This is a genomic window from Thermostichus sp. MS-CIW-37, assembly GCF_054060065.1.
On record NZ_JBSSCV010000014.1, the window covers coordinates 20,219 to 39,950 of the forward strand.

At 54.6% G+C, this 19,732-nt stretch carries 15 protein-coding genes and 2 pseudogenes; 2 read left to right on the plus strand and 15 right to left on the minus strand.

Annotation, left to right across the window (positions count from 1 at the left end):
- Positions 1-7: 7 nt before the first annotated feature.
- The 9 genes and pseudogenes from ACVWYZ_RS07955 to cas1 all read right to left on the minus strand — a co-directional run bounded on the left by ACVWYZ_RS07955 (position 8) and on the right by cas1 (position 11,168).
- The gene (locus ACVWYZ_RS07955; RefSeq protein ID WP_457466721.1) at positions 8-1,696 is read right to left on the minus strand and encodes a hypothetical protein; all 1,689 of its coding nucleotides are present in this window, start codon (positions 1,694-1,696) and stop codon (positions 8-10) included.
- A gap of 85 nt (positions 1,697-1,781) precedes the next feature.
- Positions 1,782-2,429 (minus strand): annotated as a pseudogene (locus ACVWYZ_RS07960) (Uma2 family endonuclease).
- A gap of 41 nt (positions 2,430-2,470) precedes the next feature.
- On the minus strand, positions 2,471-4,189 hold the full coding sequence (locus tag ACVWYZ_RS07965; RefSeq protein ID WP_457466722.1) for an RAMP superfamily CRISPR-associated protein: 1,719 nt from the start codon (positions 4,187-4,189) through the stop codon (positions 2,471-2,473).
- Positions 4,149-4,727, minus strand: coding sequence for a hypothetical protein (locus ACVWYZ_RS07970; RefSeq protein ID WP_457466723.1), 579 nt, complete (start codon positions 4,725-4,727; stop codon positions 4,149-4,151). Before ACVWYZ_RS07970 ends, ACVWYZ_RS07965 begins: the two co-directional genes overlap by 41 nt.
- A 2-nt stretch (positions 4,728-4,729) precedes the next feature.
- Positions 4,730-5,626: an RAMP superfamily CRISPR-associated protein gene (locus ACVWYZ_RS07975; RefSeq protein WP_414417457.1), complete on the minus strand. Its 897-nt coding sequence runs from the start codon at positions 5,624-5,626 to the stop codon at positions 4,730-4,732.
- Positions 5,623-6,474: pseudogene (locus ACVWYZ_RS07980) on the minus strand (type III-B CRISPR module-associated Cmr3 family protein). Before ACVWYZ_RS07980 ends, ACVWYZ_RS07975 begins: the two are co-directional and overlap by 4 nt.
- Positions 6,380-6,751, minus strand: coding sequence for a type III-B CRISPR module-associated Cmr3 family protein (locus tag ACVWYZ_RS07985; RefSeq protein WP_457466724.1), 372 nt, complete (start codon positions 6,749-6,751; stop codon positions 6,380-6,382). The pseudogene ACVWYZ_RS07980 and the gene ACVWYZ_RS07985 overlap by 95 nt, the downstream one beginning before the upstream one ends.
- Before the next feature lie 5 nt (positions 6,752-6,756).
- Complete coding sequence (cas10, locus tag ACVWYZ_RS07990; RefSeq protein ID WP_457466725.1) at positions 6,757-10,275, minus strand: type III-B CRISPR-associated protein Cas10/Cmr2; 3,519 nt, start codon at positions 10,273-10,275, stop codon at positions 6,757-6,759.
- 11 nt (positions 10,276-10,286) lie between these two features.
- Complete coding sequence (cas1, locus tag ACVWYZ_RS07995) at positions 10,287-11,168, minus strand: CRISPR-associated endonuclease Cas1 (protein WP_457466726.1); 882 nt, start codon at positions 11,166-11,168, stop codon at positions 10,287-10,289.
- A gap of 311 nt (positions 11,169-11,479) precedes the next feature.
- On the opposite strand from cas1, the gene ACVWYZ_RS08000 reads away from it, so the two are divergent.
- Positions 11,480-12,697, plus strand: a complete 1,218-nt coding sequence (locus ACVWYZ_RS08000; RefSeq protein WP_414398453.1) for a helix-turn-helix transcriptional regulator — start codon at positions 11,480-11,482, stop codon at positions 12,695-12,697.
- Between the two features lie 22 nt (positions 12,698-12,719).
- On the opposite strand, the gene ACVWYZ_RS08005 is transcribed toward ACVWYZ_RS08000, so the two are convergent.
- The 3 genes from ACVWYZ_RS08005 to ACVWYZ_RS08015 form a co-directional block, all read right to left on the minus strand.
- Positions 12,720-13,610: a SpoIID/LytB domain-containing protein gene (locus tag ACVWYZ_RS08005; RefSeq protein WP_457466727.1), complete on the minus strand. Its 891-nt coding sequence runs from the start codon at positions 13,608-13,610 to the stop codon at positions 12,720-12,722.
- An 89-nt stretch (positions 13,611-13,699) separates the two neighbouring features.
- Positions 13,700-15,001 (minus strand): MFS transporter, encoded by a 1,302-nt coding sequence (locus ACVWYZ_RS08010; protein WP_457466728.1) that lies wholly within the window; start codon positions 14,999-15,001, stop codon positions 13,700-13,702.
- 600 nt (positions 15,002-15,601) lie between these two features.
- Positions 15,602-16,846: an HhoA/HhoB/HtrA family serine endopeptidase gene (locus ACVWYZ_RS08015; protein ID WP_457466729.1), complete on the minus strand. Its 1,245-nt coding sequence runs from the start codon at positions 16,844-16,846 to the stop codon at positions 15,602-15,604.
- A 279-nt stretch (positions 16,847-17,125) separates the two neighbouring features.
- Here ACVWYZ_RS08015 and ACVWYZ_RS08020 point away from each other — a divergent pair, with 279 nt between their 5' ends.
- Positions 17,126-17,833: a hypothetical protein gene (locus ACVWYZ_RS08020; RefSeq protein ID WP_457466730.1), complete on the plus strand. Its 708-nt coding sequence runs from the start codon at positions 17,126-17,128 to the stop codon at positions 17,831-17,833.
- Positions 17,834-17,858: 25 nt separating this feature from the next.
- Here the strand turns inward: ACVWYZ_RS08020 and ACVWYZ_RS08025 are convergent, their stop codons facing one another.
- From ACVWYZ_RS08025 to ACVWYZ_RS08035, 3 genes are all read right to left on the minus strand, one after another.
- Complete coding sequence (locus ACVWYZ_RS08025; RefSeq protein ID WP_457466731.1) at positions 17,859-18,548, minus strand: V4R domain-containing protein; 690 nt, start codon at positions 18,546-18,548, stop codon at positions 17,859-17,861.
- A 118-nt stretch (positions 18,549-18,666) separates the two neighbouring features.
- On the minus strand, positions 18,667-19,137 hold the full coding sequence (locus ACVWYZ_RS08030) for a phycobilisome protein (RefSeq protein ID WP_457466732.1): 471 nt from the start codon (positions 19,135-19,137) through the stop codon (positions 18,667-18,669).
- Between the two features lie 24 nt (positions 19,138-19,161).
- Positions 19,162-19,710, minus strand: a complete 549-nt coding sequence (locus ACVWYZ_RS08035) for a hypothetical protein (protein ID WP_457466733.1) — start codon at positions 19,708-19,710, stop codon at positions 19,162-19,164.
- Between the last annotated feature and the right edge of the window lie 22 nt (positions 19,711-19,732).

A 19,732-nucleotide genomic window follows, 5' to 3' on the forward strand; every position in this document is an offset into this window, starting at 1 on the left:
CCCTCCTTTAGGAAGCACGCAGATCCAGAAGAAGTTTTTCCATTACCCATTTCTTTAGACTAGTGTAGAGATAGAGATCATCGCCTTTAGTAAAATTCTGCTTATCAATATTGGGCAGTTGTAAAAGAGGAGATGAGAGAATATTCGCCAGAACTTTTAAGATTTCTTCATAAAGACAGGCTCCTATTCGTTTTGCCTCCTTGTTTAACTCAGAGATACGGTTACTGGAAAATCCTTGACTGTCATGAATCATCTCGTTACGCTTGTAGATCCAAAACTCTAAACTGTTAATTTCTCTTTTTAAGAGAGATAAAGATTCACTCTCGCTGTCTTTTTTGCGAATAGCAAGAAGGATATCTAAAAAGCTAAGCTTGCTCGTACGATAGAGAATCTTTGCGTATTGGCCATTCCTGACATAATCCAAGGAGTCCAGCAAGCTGAGCTGATCTTGAGGCAGCAGTTTCCTAATTTCACGAATCTCAACCCGGAAGCCCACAGCAGCGGGTTCCAGATATCTGTTGCCGCCAAGTTTTTTGATGGCCTCGTCGAGAATCTCTTCACAAAGTGAGGACATTCTTGAAAGAAAATGGGAAACTTGCAAATTTTGTTTATATATTCTGCATTGAGAATATAAGTTAAGCAAAACTCTGTAGTTCTCGATGGCCTGATTGATTTGAGCATCTAGATCCAAACTTATATCCAGATTCATCTCTTTTTTGGAAGCTCTAGCAGCCTCAATGTCTAAGTTTATAAGTGAGTCTGCTACTTCTAGCCCTTTGATTGCTTCATCAACCAGTCTCCTGCTGGAACGTAGCTGTGACTTGCTGACTACGCCCTGCTCAATTTGAAAAGACAGAATGGATTGCCAGCTCTTGAGAACTTGACAAGCTCCCGCAAAGTCAAAACGTTCTAGCAGTTGCATGACAACGCGATATTTCTGTGTCCGCTGGTATTGCCAATATGAAGTCCGAGTGCAAGGCGAGGGCTCCCCTCGAAGCACCTTCTGCTTTGAAAGAACCGGATCCAGAAACAGCAGCTTGGGGATGTCAGCAGTGATTGATTGCAGACGAAGGGCTGTCTGCATTTGAGGGGTTCCACCTTTAGTACTGACAAGAACCACCTCGTTTGAATCAATCTCGTCAACAAAGAAGCGATAATACTCGTTGAGGACAAGATCCTGTTGGTTAGGTTTGACGTTCTGAGGGATCACTCGCTTTAGAAAGAGAATATCCTCCCGCTGTAAATGTCTCTCAATCCACCTTTTAATGATCTCGAACAAGAAGCAAGTATCCTGATGCTGAGGGGGATTTTGATTGGTAACAAAAATGTTGATTTTTTTAACTGAAAACTCCTCAATGGCGGTATGGATTACCCCCCAGATTCTTCCAGGTCGAATGCGCTCCTGCCAAGAATCTGGCTCCTGTTGATAGGCGGCAAGAAGTTTCTCTGTTAGTTCGCGGAAGCTGTAGGCATTCCTGCCTTGACCTCTAACCTCTACACCCAGCTCTTTGCAGAGCCCATTGGCAACAAAGTCTTCTCGACTACTTCTTTCCCATATCACTTTTTCGTCTTCTGTTAGATCTTCGGCAACTTCGTTTGGTTCATCTCGATCAAAGCCTACAGGAATGTAGTACTCAAAGCCTTGAATTTTTACTGTCAGATCAGAGGTGCCAATGTTAGCAATCAGAGTAGCCATAGTTCCTCACTTAGGATCAAAGTTCACCTTCTCATAGATGTCTTTCAGGGCAAGTTGACAGAAGCTTCGGAGCGAGAATGGGCAATCATAGCTTTTGCTCCTGGATCCAGTTGCGTAGATTCTGTTCAGCCTGAATCTCATTCTCTCGAGCCTCTGATAAGAATTGGTAGAGTCTGTCTTTGGGAACCCCTGGAAAACTAGGACTGATTTCTAACTCTTGGTAGCCTTGCGCAGTAAGTTGATAGATTCACAGTTCCTCACCATTGAACCGCCACAACTCAGGGATCCCTATGGCAGCATAGAGGGCTAACTTGTTGATAGTACTGTGGATTATGTCAACTTCCACCACCAGATCTGGAGGCGGATCTTGGCTAAAATCTACAGTGCGTCCCTTGACTTTAGGTTGATTCTGTAAGTAGTAGGCATTGTCAGGTTCCGCCCCTCGATCTATGTGGGGATAATTAAGAGTTGTAGAGCCCATAGTTTTAATTTGTCCTAAGTATGCAGTAGCCAGGATGCGTACGAAGAGATCAATCATCCTGACCAAAAACTCGTGATCTTCGAGTGGCATGGTGATTTCCAGAGTACCCCGGTCGTAGATCAAGCGAGAAGAACGGTGCTCTCCTAGTGCCTGAAGGATCTGCTGGTAGCGATCCCAGGTAAGGTGATGGAAAATGACCCGTTGTTCGGGAAGATGTGAGCGAGTGGGAATGATGAGCATATCAGACTTCATCTCCTCGAGATCAGTCTAGAAGGAGCAAAAAGATCATCTTTTCAAGGCTGTTCAGGCTTCAGACCAAAGAGATGGAGACTGCCTTGTATTCGAGATAAGTCATCGAGAAACTGGGAACGGACATGCTGGCAGCCAGCTTGGACACCTCCCATGAATAAGCAGACCACTTCCTGGCATTGAGTACCAGCTTGTTTGTGCTTAATCTTGTGTCTCCTAATCGTCACCCAAGAGCAATGGGCACTGCCTCGCGCAGCATCTCCGCCAAGATCGGGGTTTCGCTTGTAGTTTCTGCGTTGATCTTGTTGATAAACCAGCCCCATACCATCTCCTCGCGTACTTTCTGCATCATTGGGATCAACCCAACTTAAATCTGAAGCATTAACCGGATCCTGTTCAGGGCCAGGGACGGCGAATACGGCACAACTGCTGGGTGAAAATGCCTCACAGTTGGGATTCTGGGATCCACTGAGCAAACGTTCCGGCCAGATTTGTCCAACTTTTTGATACCACTCTTCGTATACTTGCCTCCATTTTTCTGGTTCAAGAGGTATTCCAAACACCCTGTACTCACCCTTAATTTTGATATCAAGCGTCAGGTGACTGCCTCGGGCTGCAGGAACCGGAGAGTTGTCTCTTCTTTCCATCATGAAAATGTGAAGTGGTCTTCTCCAACCTCGCCCTACTCCTCCGGTCATCACTGCAACTCGCACAATGGGGAGAAGGATTCCCATGAGGATCTCTTTGGGAGCTTCAATTCTAAGTTCTCCCTGCCATGAGTAGAAGGTTGGGAAGTTTTTTGACTTGCGTGCCCAGGGATCCCCTTGGATCATTTCCAGCCTTATGCACCCTTTTTGAGACTTAGGTTCTAGGGTTCCAAAAAGCTCGCTTGCTGTCTTCTCTGCATTCTCTTGGCTCATAACTCCCAAGAAAAATCGCAGTGCCCAGGAGCGGAGCCAGCCTCGCCAGTGAGAAGGTCGCAGCTCCAGGGTTTTCATGTCAGGGCCTGCATTACCCTGGCTGGAGAGACGGAATCTAAAGAGCACACTTGATATGCTTTCATTTGACTGTCTGGATCCCTTGTGGTCAGGAACCAGAATCCGACCATATCCAGAAGCAGTGCGCCCGCCTATCCCCAGGACTTTTAGGGCTTGCTGAACCCACGACCAAACTTCATCAACTTCTTCTTCAGTTGTGCCGGGAACGCCTTGGATGGCCACGAGAAAATCAACAGGTCTCTGACCATCACCCAGTGTGTAGAGCGATAAAGGAGTGCCCTGACCTTGGTGAAACACCTGGAAGTTCTGTTGAGGATTGACGATATCCAGGCTTAAACGGGTAGGCTCTAGGGGCCAAGCGTCGAGAAATTGAATTTTTCCTGCCGAGATGACAGTCCCTTTTTGAAATCCAAGGAGGGCTTCCATCTTGGGGATCCGCTCCGGTTGTTGTTTTGCCCAGGCCCGGACGATCCCTCGGATTGAAGAACCCGGGATGTACCCATTGAGAGGCAAGTCGGGCATAAGTTCCCAGTTTTCGCCAACATTGCGCTTATCCTCTGGCCGACCTTTTTGGGGCCGCCATGGCCCACAGGGTTCCCCTGCTGAAACAAGAGTTTCCACATCGGGATGAGGATAGGATCCCACTTTTGCTCGCCAACGCAAGGTAAAGGTTCCCTGGCGAAAAAGGTTTGTGGCTCGCTTTTGATGTTGCTGAGCTATTAGCTTAATTAGACGCGGCCCCGTGTACATCAGTGTTTTCTCCATTCGTGTCTCCTGAAAGATAAGCTCTGGCCCAAAAGTTCCAGTGATTTGCCAAGATTAAAGATCGTCTCCAAAGGGCGAGGTATTCTACAGGTTGGTCGCTTGCCAGAGCTTGGATCCTCTGCATTAATGCTTTGGGCTCTAGAGAATTATCTTCGGTAACCAGTTGCCCCAATAAAGAAGTCCAGACAGGAACTGTTCTCTGTCTCACCTTACCTTCTTGAGCATTGGACTGGTTAACGTATCCTATGGCCGAGAGCAGGCCGAAAACTCTCAGGTGTTGAGAAAGTCGGAGTACCGCATTAAGATCCTCCTGAGAAAGAAACTCTTTCCCTTGGGATCTCATGTACTGTTGAATGTGTTTATAGGCCAGTAAGCTGGTATGCTCTGGGCGTACGCTTGCTGATCGCTGCTCAGATGGTGCAGAGTCGGAAGAGCTGTTGATCTCCCCCCGCTGGTGAGAAGGCACAGCTTTGTTTTCCAATTTGGAGTTTGGAGTAACAGGCTTAGAAAAGCTCTTCATGTCCTTGTTCTTCGACATTCTTAACTCCTAACAGTGTTCTCAGATTTAGCTTGTGGGGTGGGATCAGAGGCATTGGAGACCCATCCTTGAACCCAGCCTCGCCCAACATTGGCTTGCCCCCCCACCTGGAACAAACCTTGGAGAACATTGATCAAAATCTCATGCTCTTGGGTGAGGTTTTCCTGGTTGGGCAGGGGGCTATATCCCCAGGCGAAGTAGAGAATGGTGTCACGAGGAATGCACACATCTGTCCAGAACACCTCTGCTGAGCCTACCTGGTTGGCTCCTTCCGAATCTTCCTGGATCTTGTTGCGGATCTGTGTCCAAAGGGAGTGCTCCATCAAGATCTGGAAATCGCTGTCGGGAAGAATGATCCGATTATTTTTCCAGGTTGCTTGGGTATCCCCCTGTAAAACAGCGGGCCATTCCCCGGCCAGTGAGAAGGTCTGCCCTTCAGGGAGTTTCTCAACACGCACTTCTGCGTCTGCCACAACATAAACGCCAGGTTTTGTTCCTACAGGGGCTTTGGGCAGAACTGGAAGAGGCTGACGGCACAGCAAGGCGTGATCTCGCAGTAGAGAATGACAACTTACCCAACAGAAAACGGAATCGGATCCTTTTAGAGACATGGTGCGCATCGGCACCCACAATAAACGGGCATCTCCAAACCAGACTTGGTGAACCCCCATTTGGCCATCTTTTTGGAGTTCTCGTCCAAAGAGAGTATCGGCAATTGTCGGATCTTGAAGTGTTACCTCGTTCCGCAGGCTTCCTCGCAAAGAAGAACCTGGGATGTAAGGAAAGTTGGTGTGAGATTCACGGGCAATTTCCAGGATGTTGCCTAGGTCGCCTTCTCCACCGCAATGGATGGGGGCAAGGCTGTAAAGATAGCCAACGCGAAAGTCAGGTTGAATCATTTCACAATCCCCCACAAAAGTGTGCCGTAATTCAACGATGCAAAAGTCTGCAACTGGGCGCATGGGTTACCCACAAGCTGCCTTGGCGGTGGCGGATCCCCCTTAAAGTGATACACCGTACCGGCGGGAATGAAGGCCCGTTGGGGTAGCAGCGCAAAGTCCAATCGCTCACTGCCCTGCCGCCGAACCGCAGAAATTCCACCCCAAAGCAAGGCCCGATCCGTAGCGCATCCTGCCAGATAAGGCTGCCACTGGGAAGGGTAAGCCTGATAGATACGGGGATCCGCTTCAGGCTGCGCTAGGCCCGGAGTGAGGAGATAAGCCACCCGACCCGTCCCCTGCCGAAATCGCTCCCAATCGATGCCGGGATCCCAATCTTCCAGAGGCGTGACCAAGGCGCGATGCCCCTCTCCCCCCAGGCGAACGGTGGTGGTCGGGATCCGAGCACTGATGGCTGCCGCCAATCGCCATCCCTACCGCAGTCGGGTTGCCACCTCGGTGAAGTAGCCAGCTTCATCTTTCACCTGGCGGGTATCGGGTTTGATGTCGATGTGAGGTAACACCTGGGTATCCCAGGGATCCTCATGAAAGTCGCCGGCCTGGGGTAGGGATCCTTGGAGATAAGCACTCAGTGCCGAGGCCCGCATCCAGGGGTGGGGACGGCCTTTGATGTACTCCCCTTTTTTGAGAGAGGGGGGCACCAGGGGCGGGAGTTTTTGATCATCCCAGCCGATAGGTTTCCAAGGATCCCCCTCAGCCGGCTGTAGGCGAGAGTATTGGTCTCCCCGGACTTTCTCCCCGGACTTTCTCTTCGAAGTTGTCTTCTGGGGTCGTGTCTGGATCGGCATGGGGATCCGATTGACCCGTAGCCAACAGATCTTTGGGAGTCGGTAGCCAGAGCGTATCTCGCTCATCCAGGAGAAACGGCCCCAGAAACTTGAGATTTCGAGCCTTGTCTGAAGCGTAGGGTAGGGCAGAGCGCAGGGCCTGAAAGATTGTGATGGGCATAGGGGGAAATAACCCTTTCGCCCAGGATCCCTCGCCAGGAGAAAAAGGTTTGCTCTCGCGAAAGAGCAGCACATCGACAGGCTCTAGGGCATACCAGTGCAGTTGGGTTTCAGACATGAGAATTACCTGCCTTGTGGAAATAAATCTTCAACAATTTCCTGAGGCTTTTTGATCCAATCGTCCCGTTGTTTTTTCTTGTCTATCCAAAAGGCTGAGAATCTCAAGAGATTAGCCAAATCTACCGGAGTGGCACCCAGAGCCTCTGACTCGCTTTGCAACTCGAATGCCCAGCTTTCCCAGGCATTGATCCAGTTCACCAAGGGATCCTGAACGGACTTCAGCTCCTCAGCTCGGTCTCGTCGCGCCAAAATGGTGGTGGTGGCCAGCTCAAACAGCTTGTTATTTGCAGAGATCACACAGCGCAGCGGCAATTCTTCGGCCAAACGATACAGTACAGGCCCCAGATCCAGTTCCGGCCCCTGCTGCAACCAGGCCCACCATTTCTCCAGCAGTTCCCCTTTCATCAGGGCCTCCAAGGTATTCCCGGATTGGTAAATGACTCGGAAGCAAAGACCATCCTTGCCAGGGATCTTTTTGGCCCGATGCTTCTCAGCCTCCCAGAGGTTTTCCAAAACGGTGGGAAGAGGGATCCCTTTGCTGGCGATCACCACGCCGATGCTCATGGTGGCTCCTTCGCCCATGGTGAAAAGGGGACGATTGGGTAGGCCGGAGAGATCTCGACCCGGCTGGGGATGCCAAAATCCTCCTTGCGATCTGAACTCGCCTTTGGGATCCGCTTTCCCACACCAAGCTGCACGCAGGGAGAGGAGATATTCGGGCAAATCTTCTAGGGGCAGCAAAGCCATGACATCATCCCCGCCACTGTAGACCACCCGACCGCAGAAGCGTTTTTCCGTTAAGTAAGGAACCAGCCGATTGGAGAAATCCAACAAGGCTCGGTTGAGGCCCACGTGGGTGGCCGGCCCCATGCGCTTTTTGACATTCTTCAAAAGCTGCTGCCACTCCAAGCCATTTTTCTTCAATTGATCGGCAACTCCTTCGGCCAGGTAGGTTTCGTAGGGGTGCAGCCTGGAGCCGCTGACATACTTGCTCATGCTATCTCCATCGGCCAACACAATTGCCCACCAGTCAGAGGGACTGCCCCCGGATAGCCCCACCTGTCGATGGGCTTGATCCACGGCTTCTCGCAATAGGGCAATATCTTCAGGATCCTGAAGGCCCAGATCGTCCACCAGCCACCTGCTGGAAAACATCACTCCGTTGTAGGGTGCTTCTCCCCTCGTCTTCTGGGAAAGGGGTTGGGGATTAGGGATCATTCGCTCATCCGTCTTCGGCACCTGAAAGGGGCGGCGCGTCAGGGATCCAAACCGATCTCGATATTCAGGGAGATCCCACCTGATCTGCTGCTCCAGCACCTGCCAGTACAGTTTCACCTTTTCAGGAGCATCATGGGCAAAGCGGGCTGCTGCGATGGAGCTGAGGTTGGGAAACCGGATCAAGTTCTCCAGATCGTCCTCTTCTTTGGCCACCCCCAGAGACTCGGCAATGCCCCCGTACTTCCAGGCCATGCGTTTGGTCAGTTCCACCGCGTTCAACATCTCCGAGCCATTGAAAAGCCCCGGATAAACTTCGGCCATCAGTTTCCAGAACATGCGCAGGGATCCCGCCGGTAGCCCTGCCCCTTCACAGAATCGATCCCGATAGAGCAGATTGGGGTGAACTGCACTGTACATGCCTGAGAGGGTAGACCGCTCCCCAGGGGCCACTGGGACCTGCCAGGTACGGGTATTTTTGATGGCCTGAATCGACTGGCCCAGACGCGCCTGCAAGCTGCCCCACCAGGTGCCCACATTCAAATTTCCGTAGGCTTTTTCTTCAGGGTTGGTCGGCAATTCAAATCGGCTTTGAGCTAGGGTTTGCTGAGATTCTTTCCATAACGTGTAGCCGGGATCTTTGGTATTTGCCTGCAACGGCTTGTCGGGATCCCCTAGGGGGACCGAAGTCCAGTAGCTTTCCCAAGTGTGATCCAGTTGAGCATTCCAGAGCTTGTTCCATTCCCAATTGGATGGGTGCTTCCACTTCTCGAATTCTCTCTGGTAGTTGATGTGGGAGCCTTCAGTCGTACCCATCGTTGGGGCAATCTTTTTCCAGATCTCCGAGCCTCTATCATTGAGGGTTTGGATACATCTCTCGCGGATATGATCCCGGACTTTAGTTCCGATCTCTTTCCAGATCTTGCGCATCTCCTGGGCCAGTTCCTCTGCAAAGGCTTTGGATTCTTTTCTGGGCAGCAGAGCTGTGGTCACATTGGGAAACCCGGCAGTGCTCAGGCTGGTGGACACGTGATCGTTGAATCGACTTATAGGAGTGGATCCCTGGGCATCTCCATGGCAGTTATCAAGCCGGTCAATCTCTCGGAAATAGCACTCAAACTCCGGGAACTTCTTCAGGATCCAGGCATCGATGATCTCTTGACCCCACAGAGAAGGGGTAATCACGGCATCCGGCCCGTAGCGCTCAGCAATGAACCAGCAGAGGCGGGCACTCAGGTAGTGCAGCAGATAGGATCCCGACCAAAAATCCAACAGCTTCCTAGAGGATTTGATAAACTCCTGCACCGGCGAGAAGGTGAACAACAAGAGATCGGCATGAGAAACCGAATTTGAGGGTTTCCACCCGCGCGGGAATAGGGCTCCGGCCAGCGCCGAGACAATACTGTTGTGATCGTGGATGGGACAGTCTGGGATGCGAGTGTCGGCAGGCAACAAAAGAGCAGCAGGAGTGCTGATCCCAGTTTCTTGAACCACCAACTGGGGATAAAACCGCCAGAACCACCAGAAGGCTTTTTCCAGATCTGCATGGCGCACCTGCTCATAGGGGATGATCCGATTTTGAATCTCTTCCAGTTGTGCTTCGGTTAGCTGATTCCAAATCTGGATATCCTGCTTTTCTCCAGACAGAGGGTGACGCACTTCCACTTGGGTAAGCCCGCCCAGTTGCTCCGCATCTTTATAGACGTTTCTGATGGTCAATCGATCTGAGGCAGCAGCAATATGATCCGAAATCACCCCCTGATGAGACTGCCACCACTCCTCCAACTCCGCCCCGTGATGATACAACTCCGCCACCTGCTGCCAAGGGCCTTTGCCGTTTTTGTACTGATACAAAGACTTGAGCTGGGGATCATGTAGCAGAGCAAACAGTTTTCGACGAAAATAGGCTGTTGTTTCCACCGATTTTTCCATTAGTTCCACTTCCTCCTGAACACTTGAACAACAGCATAAATGGGTACCTATATCCTGCTGCCACCGGTAACGCGAACGGCAAAATAGTTCATATTGATAAACAACAAGGGATCCCGGCGGGGAGAGCACCTCTGGCCCACCCCAACTTTCCGCCTTGGCCAGGGTGTGGTCGGTGAGGGGATAGAAACGAATATGGTCTTCCGGCAAATAGAGACGAGGTTGAAGTCGGCGTTTCAAGTCTTGGTACTGATGCTGCTCCAGCCGGCATTCAAAGACGCTGTACTGAACCCGCCGGCCATAGCCTTCAAGCAAGTCAGAGACTTTCTTGCGTCGTTTGTTGTCGGGGATGTCGTAGGTGATGACGTAGAGCTGCATGTGAGATCTCTTCAGCGGATGAGGAACGGCAAGTAAACAGGGATCTGATCATTTACAAACTGCTTGTAGGTCTGCACCTGCCGGTTGATGACGGCCCAGCGAGGGATCTCTTCTTCCCGCGCACCCTTGACGGGATCTTCCGGCTGCACCGTGTCCTCCATCCGCTGGATAAAGGCCCGCAGAACTTTGGTTCGGCCCTCTTGGGTGAGCATGCACCCCTCGATTTCATCTGTGAAGTCTTCAATTGGATCCATGACGCCGCTGTTGATCAGCCACAGCACGAGAGAATCAATCACTGGGGCACGAAACTCTTCCACCAAATCCGAGGCCAGGCAGGGGTGATTGTGGTGACCGGTGTGCAGACATCCCTGGTAGGGATCCAAGCCCTGCAGCTCAATCAGGAGCAGAATGTGGTTCCACAAGAGCTGGTAGCCAAAGCTGAGCATGGCATTGACAGGATCCCGGGGGGGACGACGAGTGCGCGTCACCAGTTCAAAGCCAGGAGAGGTGAGGCACTCCCCCAGCGCTGGGTAGTAGACGGCAGCGGCAGCTCCTTCAAGGCCCATGAGCTGCTCTGGAGTTGTAGCTTCATCCATAGCCTGAATGAGTTGCTGGAGCTGAGCAATTTTCTCGCTGCTGACCTGAGATTTGCGGCGGCGTTGCCGCAGAAGAAGTACGCGGCAGTTGTGCAGCTTGGCTTTGAGGATCTGTCTGGCGGCCTCCAATTTTTGAAAAGGGGTCAGCAGAATCTGTTTTTCCTGAAGAAAACGACTCCCCCGCTGAACGGGCTGCAGGCGACCATAACAGTACCCCATCTGGGAAAGATAGGCGATGGGGATGTTGCGCTCTAGGCAACTCTGGATCAGTTGGGTTGTGACTTGGGCGTGGCCCAAGATTCAAGATCTGATCCAGGTGGGGCAATTGAGCCTGTTGAAGAACAACTCCAGCTCGTTTGACAACCAGTCGTTCCTGGTCGAGGCTGAGGTAGCAATCTTGTTGGGACACATAAAGTGTTCTGCCCATAAGGCCACTCCCAGAAGCCTAAAATTGAAGCTGAAGTGGAAGCAGGATGGAGCCTTCTTCAAGTTAAAAGTCAGGCCCAAGAATGCTGTAAGGAAAGATGCGAATGGCGAAAAAGCAGAGCAAGGCTTCTGGTACGGGATCCGTTCGTGACGGTGTGCTCCTGACGAAAGGATCCCTCCCCATGACTTTCCACCCCTCGCAAGCCTACGCCCATCCCCAAAGCTTTGATCGTCTGCTCTGCCTGATCGCCACCCTGGCTCAATATCCCGGCGTCGGCCATCTCAACGCGTCAAATCTTCCAGGTCGCGATGAGCAGGCTCCCCCCCGCCTGCAAGAACTTCTCTCGTACCTGCACGCTGTCGCTGCCCAGCAACAGATCGCTCTTCCTCCTTGTTCTCCCCACACTCTGCACAAAGATCTGCAAACCCTGAGATACTACGGCATTCTCGGAGATCAGACGTATCGTTGGGGCTACTATCTCGGCTCCAGCGCCATGACCGAACTGGAGTTCAACACCGCCCTTAGCGCCCTCCACTCCCAGGCCACCTACCAACGGGATCCCAAAGCCCAAGAGGCCTTTCAGGCTATTGTCCGCCGCCGCTGGGGCAAAAGCCACAGTTCAGAGAGTTTTTACCCGGTCAGAGCCCAGCTCAACCGCTCCATCATCCCCACAGATCCCACCCGAGTCAGCCGCAAGGGATCGGCTGTCCGCACCCTCTACAGCGCCCTCGACACCCTAGAAGCTGCCATTCTCCAGGGGCAGGCGATTCAGATTTGCCGTTCCTCAGATCCTTACCAGCAGGGTCAACAGGGATCCAAATCCATCTGGCCTCTGCAATTGATTCACTACGACATTGCCTGGTATCTAGCCTACGAGCAATCTGATACCCAGCATTTGGTGATCGGCCGCTTGGATCGCTTCGATGATCAGTGCCAGGTTCTCTCTCACCCGCCCCGCAGCCGCTCTCAACAACTGAAACGACTTAAACAAGTCCATGAGCTCCTGAATCAGGGCTGGGGTCTTTTCCTGGGCGAACCAGAAGAACAACGCCAGGAGCTATCTGGTCAACTTCCCTTCACGGAGATTACCGTCCGCTTCTACGGCGACACCATTCCGTTCATCCGCGAGGGAGGCTACCGTCACCCCAGCCAGAAGATCTTGACCCCCTCTAGACAGGGTCAGTACTTGGACTACCAAGTCCGGCTTCCCCCCCGTTCTCATGGGGAATTCATGCGCTGGGTCAACCGGTTCATGGGCAACGTTCAGATCCTGACTCCCCCAGAATTGGCTGAGCAGCACGCCAAACTGGCCGAGGAACAGTTGCAGCGATACAGAAGCAACCAGCAAGAGGCGGCCCAGAGGGAACTCGACGCAGACAAGACAGAGCGAATGGGATGAGACACCCAGGACACTGAAGGTCTCACTCTGGCAAACGAGCAAAGCTGACCCCTCGGTAGTAGTAGGCCAAAATTTGGCGGTAAGTCCAGCCTCGGCGGGCCAATTCTTGGGCGCCCCACTGGCTCATGCCAATGCCATGCCCAAACTTGGGATAGGGGCTGACATCCGGTAAGCTCATCAAATAAGGGATCCCACTCACCCCGACGGTTTGGCCGCCGCTGCTGGCGCTGTACATGGCATTGACAAACTGACCCCCATACACCATGACCACACCACGGGTGGCTTGTGTTGCTTCCAGGGCGGCTGCCGACCGCTGGGAAAGCCCTCGGTACACCTGGGAGCGAGTATCGCTAAACACATCAAACCAACCGCGGGAATTGCGATGGTAAAGAACGTAGCTGCGGGCCGCCACCGCTTGCGCCTTCAGGGCTTCTGGGAAGAACCGGGATCCCATTTCTGCATCCACCACACTGGCCACATAGTCTTCCAGATCCACGTAGTTGATGGCCATCACCAGGTTGTACCCGGTCAAGAGCACCTTGCCGGAGTACCAGCGGCCATTCACTGCCACCAGGCCACCCTCCTGAGGTTCGATGAACAGCACCGGGTCAACCACCCCATGCAGACGCACCCCTTGAGGGCCGGGCTGAGCCAAAAACCCTTGCATAGGGGGCAGATCTGCCAGCACCTCTCCCCGACCGTTGATCAGTTGGGCAGGGAGAGAAACGCCTACCACCAGAGGGGCAGTGGTATCGGCCAATTGCACTCGCACTGTCACCCCCCAGACAGACTCCACCCATCCCCAGAAGGCACTGACCACCAGGGATCCCATCAGGGCCAGCCAATGCCGCGCTTCCATAGCCCGTGCCCAGAGTTGCTTTTTGTACACCAACTCCAGCTTAGGATAAGGCAAGTTTCCAGAAATGGGCCGGTTGGTTGGCAGCAACTGCAGAGGGCTTGAGCCTCAGTTCTTGACGGGGTGTGGGGGATCTGAGTATGGAACTATCTATGAACGGGATCCCGTTTCCAGCGGAGCGGGCCGACCCGGTGGCTCCAGGAGGTCGGGTTGCGGCTGTCCTCCAGACAACCCGAAAGGCTGTCCGGCCCCAGGCCCAAGGCAAAGCGCAGCGAGTCCCCCGGTCGTCCATTGGAGAAGAAGAGAAAAGAACCCAAGGAAGCCAGGGAAAGAAGAGCCGCATAGCCAAACATGGCTCGATAGCCGGATCCCGCTGCTAAGGTGCCCAAAAGGGGCCCCGCCAGGCCAATGCCCAAATCAAACCCGCACATCACCAGGCTAAACAGGCGACCCCGCTCCGCCGGCTCCGAGCGATCGGCCACGAGGGCAGAGATGAGAGGGATCAAAGTCCCAAAACCGCAACCCACCACGATCCCAGCAGCCAGAAAAGCGCCGGTGCTGTTGGCAACAATCAGGATCCCCATTGCCAAGGCATAGGTGGCCAAGCTGAGGGAGATAAATGGCCCCCGCCCATAGCGATCGGAAGCGCGACCGGTGAGCAGGCGCACTCCAAAGCTGGCAAAGGCCACTGCCGTATAAAAAAGACCTGGATTCAGGGGAGCTCCGGCTTCTTGGATTAACAAGGCCACAAAGGTGGTCTGGGTGCCGAAGGCCAACCCCACCAAAAACATCACCCAAGCGAGGGAGCGCACCTTTGGGCTGCCCAGAAAGCTCCAGAAGGCCCCATCCATCGGCAGGGATCCCCAATGCCCACGCCGCTGTTCTCGAACCAGTTGGGTACAAAGAAAGCCCACCAACCCCAGCAGAGCAGAGAAGAGAAACGAAGGGCCATAGCCGGCAAACTCCTGCAAAAAGCCGCCCAAAGCAGGGCCAATGGCTGCGCCGATCGGATTGACCAAACTCATGTAGCCCAGGATCTCACCCCGTTTTTCTTCTGGGGCAAAATCCACCACCAAAGTCACATAGGCCGTGGCAAAAGCGGCGATGCTAACCCCATGAAAGGCTCGCACCAGCGCTACCCATGGGATCCAATCGGAGAGCCAGTATCCTATGGGGGCGATTCCCACCACCCCCATGCCGATGAGCAGCACGATCTGCCGGCTATGGCCATCCACCAGGCGCCCCAACCAAGGGCGAAAGGCCAGCAACCCGATCGAGAAGGCCCCCATCACCAAGCCCACCTGCTGGCTGGTGCCACCGGCATCTCTGACGTAGAGAGGCAACGTGGGCAGCAGCGAGGATAAACTGGCCCAAAAGAGCAGCCCAGCCACAAACAAAATGCCCAAGTTGCGCCGCTGTGCCGGCTGCAGCCGCCCGAATACCCTCACGCCAACTCCTTATGCAAAATGGAACTCAAAGCGTTCTCCCAGAACCGCGCCCTAGGATAAGCCCACCTTCACCGGATCCCTCAGTCCAAAATATTTAGGTGCTAACCTTTCTGATTGTAACCGTATGGCCTGAGGCTGTGAACCGGCCCTGCTCAGCTTTGAAGGTGCTTCCGGTTTGGGACAACAGCGAACCCAATTGACATTCTCCCCACAGCTATAGCTTGCTTCTGCGAAGCAGTAGCCGGGGGATTCTTTCTCAGCCAGCAGAACAACCCCCACTGACTGAGCTACATCGGGCGTGAGGTTGGTACCGCAACCCAATGGGAGATGCCAAAGCGCTCCGCACCGCCGCAGGCGTTCGCGAAAGCGTCGCGTAGCGATAAAGCAAAAGCCGCCCTTGAGGGCGGGGCTTGCAACCCAGTTTTCTTGGTCACTGCAAATTGGTTTGAAACAGCCCAAGCGTTCAGCACCGCCCCAGCCCCTCTCCCAGGGGAAAAGGGGAGTTCGCAACCTAGGTTGAGAGGTTTACCCCCATTGACAACAACCCTGCTGTGTCGCTGGGGTCTGGTTGATACTTGAGGGGCGGTCAACCATGCCCAATCAGCCTCCGCTCGGAACCGGGAAAGAGCCCGTTACCGCCCGGATCTTCTGTCGTCGCCCGGCCCGCTCGATCTCCAGCTCCAGGGTGCTGCCCACCTCAGTGCGCTCCACCTCCTGTTGCACCTGATCGGCTGTGGTTACGGCGCGACCATTGATGGAGAGAATGACATCCCCGGATCGCAGCCCCGCTCGTTCCGCCGGGGATCCCTGGATGACTTCGCCGATCAGCACGCCCTGATCCACCGTTATCAAAATGCGACTATTGGGATCCTGGTTGAGACGCTCCTTCAACTCTGGAGTCAGCGTCAGCATGCGGATGCCCAGATAGGGGTGATCCACCCTGCCGCGGGCGATCAGTTGGTTGGCCACCCGCTGGGCCGTCTCGATGGGGATGGCGAAGCCCAACCCTTGCGCCCCCTGGATGATGGCGGTGTTCACCCCGATCACCTCCCCTTGGGCGTTGAGCAGCGGCCCGCCGGAATTGCCGGGGTTGATGGCCGCATCCGTTTGGATAAAAGATACCCGCTTGTCGGGCACCCGAATCTCCCCGCTGGAGCGGCCCAAAGCGCTGATGATGCCAGCCGTAACGGTGTTATCCAAACCCAGGGGGTTGCCGATGGCAATGGCCCACTGGCCCGGCTCCAGGGTTTCCGAGCGCCCCAGCTTCACCGTCGGCAGGTTTTGCGCTTGAATCTTCACCACCGCAATATCCGTAACTGGATCCGAGCCGATGACCTGCCCATCAAAGCTGCGGGTATCCTTGAGCGTCACCGTCACCTTGTCGGATCCCTCGACCACATGGGCATTGGTGATGATCTGGCCATCCGGGCTGATGATAAACCCAGAGCCGGTTCCCTGCTGCCGCCGCTGCCGAGGGATAGAAGGGATCGCTTGGCCAAAGAAATCCCGGAAAAAGGGATCGCTGAAAAACTCCTCAGGAAAAGGCGCAGGGGCGCGCACCGTCCGCTCCGAATCAATGCGAACCACCGCCGGCCCCACCTTTTGGGCCACATCGGCGATGAAATTCAGGTTCAGTTGGGCCGGGGTTGTCGTCGTTTGGGCAGATACCCCCTTGCCCCCCATCAGAGCTGCTCCCAGCCCAATGCCCAGCAGCACCAGCAGCACCGACGAGAGAAGAGACTTCCAAGTGGAAACGGCAGAAGGCTTGAACAAGGATTGGGCAGGTTGGGCAGAAGCTTCTGACCTGGGAGAGGGCTGGCCCGGCATGGATGTGCTGCGCTTCATAGCTACAAGAGGAGGGTTGGGATGCTGCAAGACTTCGGCCCCACGCAGGGGGAGAAACCTAGAGCCTAATCTAACATGGACAGCAGGGATCCCAGAGTGGGCAACCCTAGCGCTTTGCCGTACTTCCATCTGGAGCGAAGAGCAGCGGAATCTGCTCACCTGAGGTAGCCCATCTCCCATTCAGTTGGCTTTGATCACGATAGTGAGGCCAGGAAAGCTTTTGTTCCCGACTTTGGCCGATTTGCAGCTAACGTAGGAATAATGAATGGGGGTAAGACCATGACCAACCCAGCCAGCCGCCTGTTGGCTCCTCTGCTTGGCGGATTGCTCTCAGCGCAGATGGCCGCCCCAGTTTTGGCGCAAATGGGGCCCTTGCCACCACCGCCTCCTGGAGAAGGATGGCGTCCTGTGAATCCTCGCCCCCTTCCCCCTGGCCCTCAACCCCTGCAGCCGAGCCAACCCTTTCAATTGCAAACCACTCTGCTGCTGCGCTCCGGGGATCTAATCCAAGCGGTGCATCGCTCTCCAGAAACCCTCTTGATTGCCCCTGGGGAAACCCGTGCCGTCAGCCTCAGCCTGGATACTCCTCTGCGGGACATCTACGGCAACACGGTCGTCCCGGCGGGGGCCGTTTTGGAAGGCCAATTTCAGCCGGTGAGCGGCGGCACCCAGTTTGTCTCGCGGGCCCTGATTTTCAACGGCCAATCCTACCCCCTCTATGCCCAGAGCCAGGTTATCCCGCTGCGTAAGGATCCCCGCCACACTTCCGGGGAAGCGATTGTGCAGGATGCCTTGATCGGGGCAGCCGCAGGAGCGATTTTGGGGGGCCTCTTCGGCGACCGGGTGATCTCGACGGAGAAAGTGCTGGGCGGAGCGGCGGCAGGGGCTGTCATCGGCAATGTGACGGCACCGGAAGTGGCGGTGATCGACGCCAATGCCAACTTGACGCTGACGGTCACCCAAGATTTTCAGCCCTACCTGCCCTAGCGAGCTTCTGAAAACAGCTCTGGCCCTAGGGACTGGCCGTGAGCCGATCCAAAATCTCGTCGTGGGAGAGGCCCTTGCGCACCCATTCCTCGCAGTGGTGCAGCCGCTGAGCCGTGCCGATGAGGAAGCGGTTGAGATCGGCCCCCAGGGATTCGCAGGTGGTCTGTACGCAGATGAGATCCCGCCCCGAAAGCAAGGAGAAGAGGCTAGCCAGCATTCCCGCCTCTAGGTATCCGGCAGGCTCTTGCCGTGTAGAAGCTTCCTCCAGGTTGAAGCTGGCGCGAGCGGCAAGGGCAAACCCGGAATTGCGGATCCCGGCCTGAACCAAGCCGTGGTCGGCGGCGGAAAAATCCAGCTCCAGGCGTCCCCAGCCGTGGGTAGCCCAGAGATCGCTGAGGGCATCCAGGAAGATCCCCATCGGCAATTCCTGCAGCGGCTGCTGGTAGTAGCCGGAAAGCTCGTCTTCAACACGGCGGAAAAATGCCTCTCCCCAATCGCGGCCACAGTTGTAGAGAATGACGCGGGTGGCTTGGCCAGTTTCATAGCGCAGGCCGGAGTAGAGAGCTTCCAGCAGGGGCATGGGAAAGGCCGCCAAGCGGTATCCTCCGCGGCTGTACAGCAGTCCGGTGTGGATGTCAGGGCGGATGTAGTAGGCAGGGCTAAAGCAGTGCCCAGGCAAGATCTGGTCTTGCAGAATCTCTTGCAGGGTAGTCATGGCTATCTCACAGGGGGATGGACGGATTTGAGGGCGGCTGGAACTTGGCCTTTTGGAGTGAAGGGATGAATGTCCGGTGGATTGGCAAAACTAGGGAATCCATTGAGGGCGAATGGACCTAGTTAACCAGCATGGATTTGGCCAAAAGCAGATAAGGACGGATCATCTCGCTCTCTTCTGCTCCAAAGATGTGGGTCAGGGAGTCGAGCATTAACTTGTAGGCAGGCTGGCATTGGTCGCGCATCTTGAACGATTTCAGGATCGTCTCCAGCCAGTAGAGCAATTTATCCCTCAGGTAGTCTTCGTCGTTGAGCAGCATGGCCATGCAGCAGTAGCGCCACACCATGCTCAGATCCCGGCGGCAGCGCTCCCAGGCCAGGTGACCATGCTGGCGGATTAAATTCGGCATCATCGGCTGAAACTTCTCCATCACCCGATCCAGCAACTCTTGTTCTTTGGCCTGGAGAACCTGGTAAAGGCGTACCCGCCTCGGGATCCCTTCCACGTAGGCGTGTAGAGTTTTCAACTCGTCCGGGCGCAGATAGCGGCCTTCGCTTTGTTGCATCAGCTCGGCAACCCTTGAATTCATAGATAGAGCCTCCTTCAGTGGGCTTCACACAAACATTTCCGCCAAGGTGAGAGCCCGCTCCGGCGGAACTGTGGGCAGGTCAACCTCCATCTCAGAAGAAGAAGGGGAAGGAGATTGGGCCTGAGAAGTTGCGCAGACAGTCTGCAGCTCTTGCCAGTAGGGGGCAAGCAACCCCTGCTGATCCGCCGGCAGGGATCCCTGAACCACTGCCCGTAGCTGAGCGAGCGCTTGCGGCAACCCTAGGTACTGTTCCATCGCACCAAGAGTTACCTGCTGCACAGGGGTGGGATCCCCCAGCAACAGACTCAGGCCCAGGGAGCGCAAACAAAAGGCCAATTGACGAGCCAAGAGGCGCTGAGATGGTGTCAGAGGGGACTCTGTTCCACCGCTGTGCCCCTGCTGTTGCAAGACCCTTTGGATCCAGGTCAGCTCTTGCTGTTGTAAGACTTGGTAGAGCTCCAGCCGTTCTTCAAAAGAGAGCGAGTAACGAATCAGGTCTTGCAGATCGTCGGGTGTTAAGTAATCCCCTTCTCGCTCGGCAATGCGTTCTGGCCAAGAGTGAAGGTCATCCATGGGTGAAGTCTCCTTAGAGCAC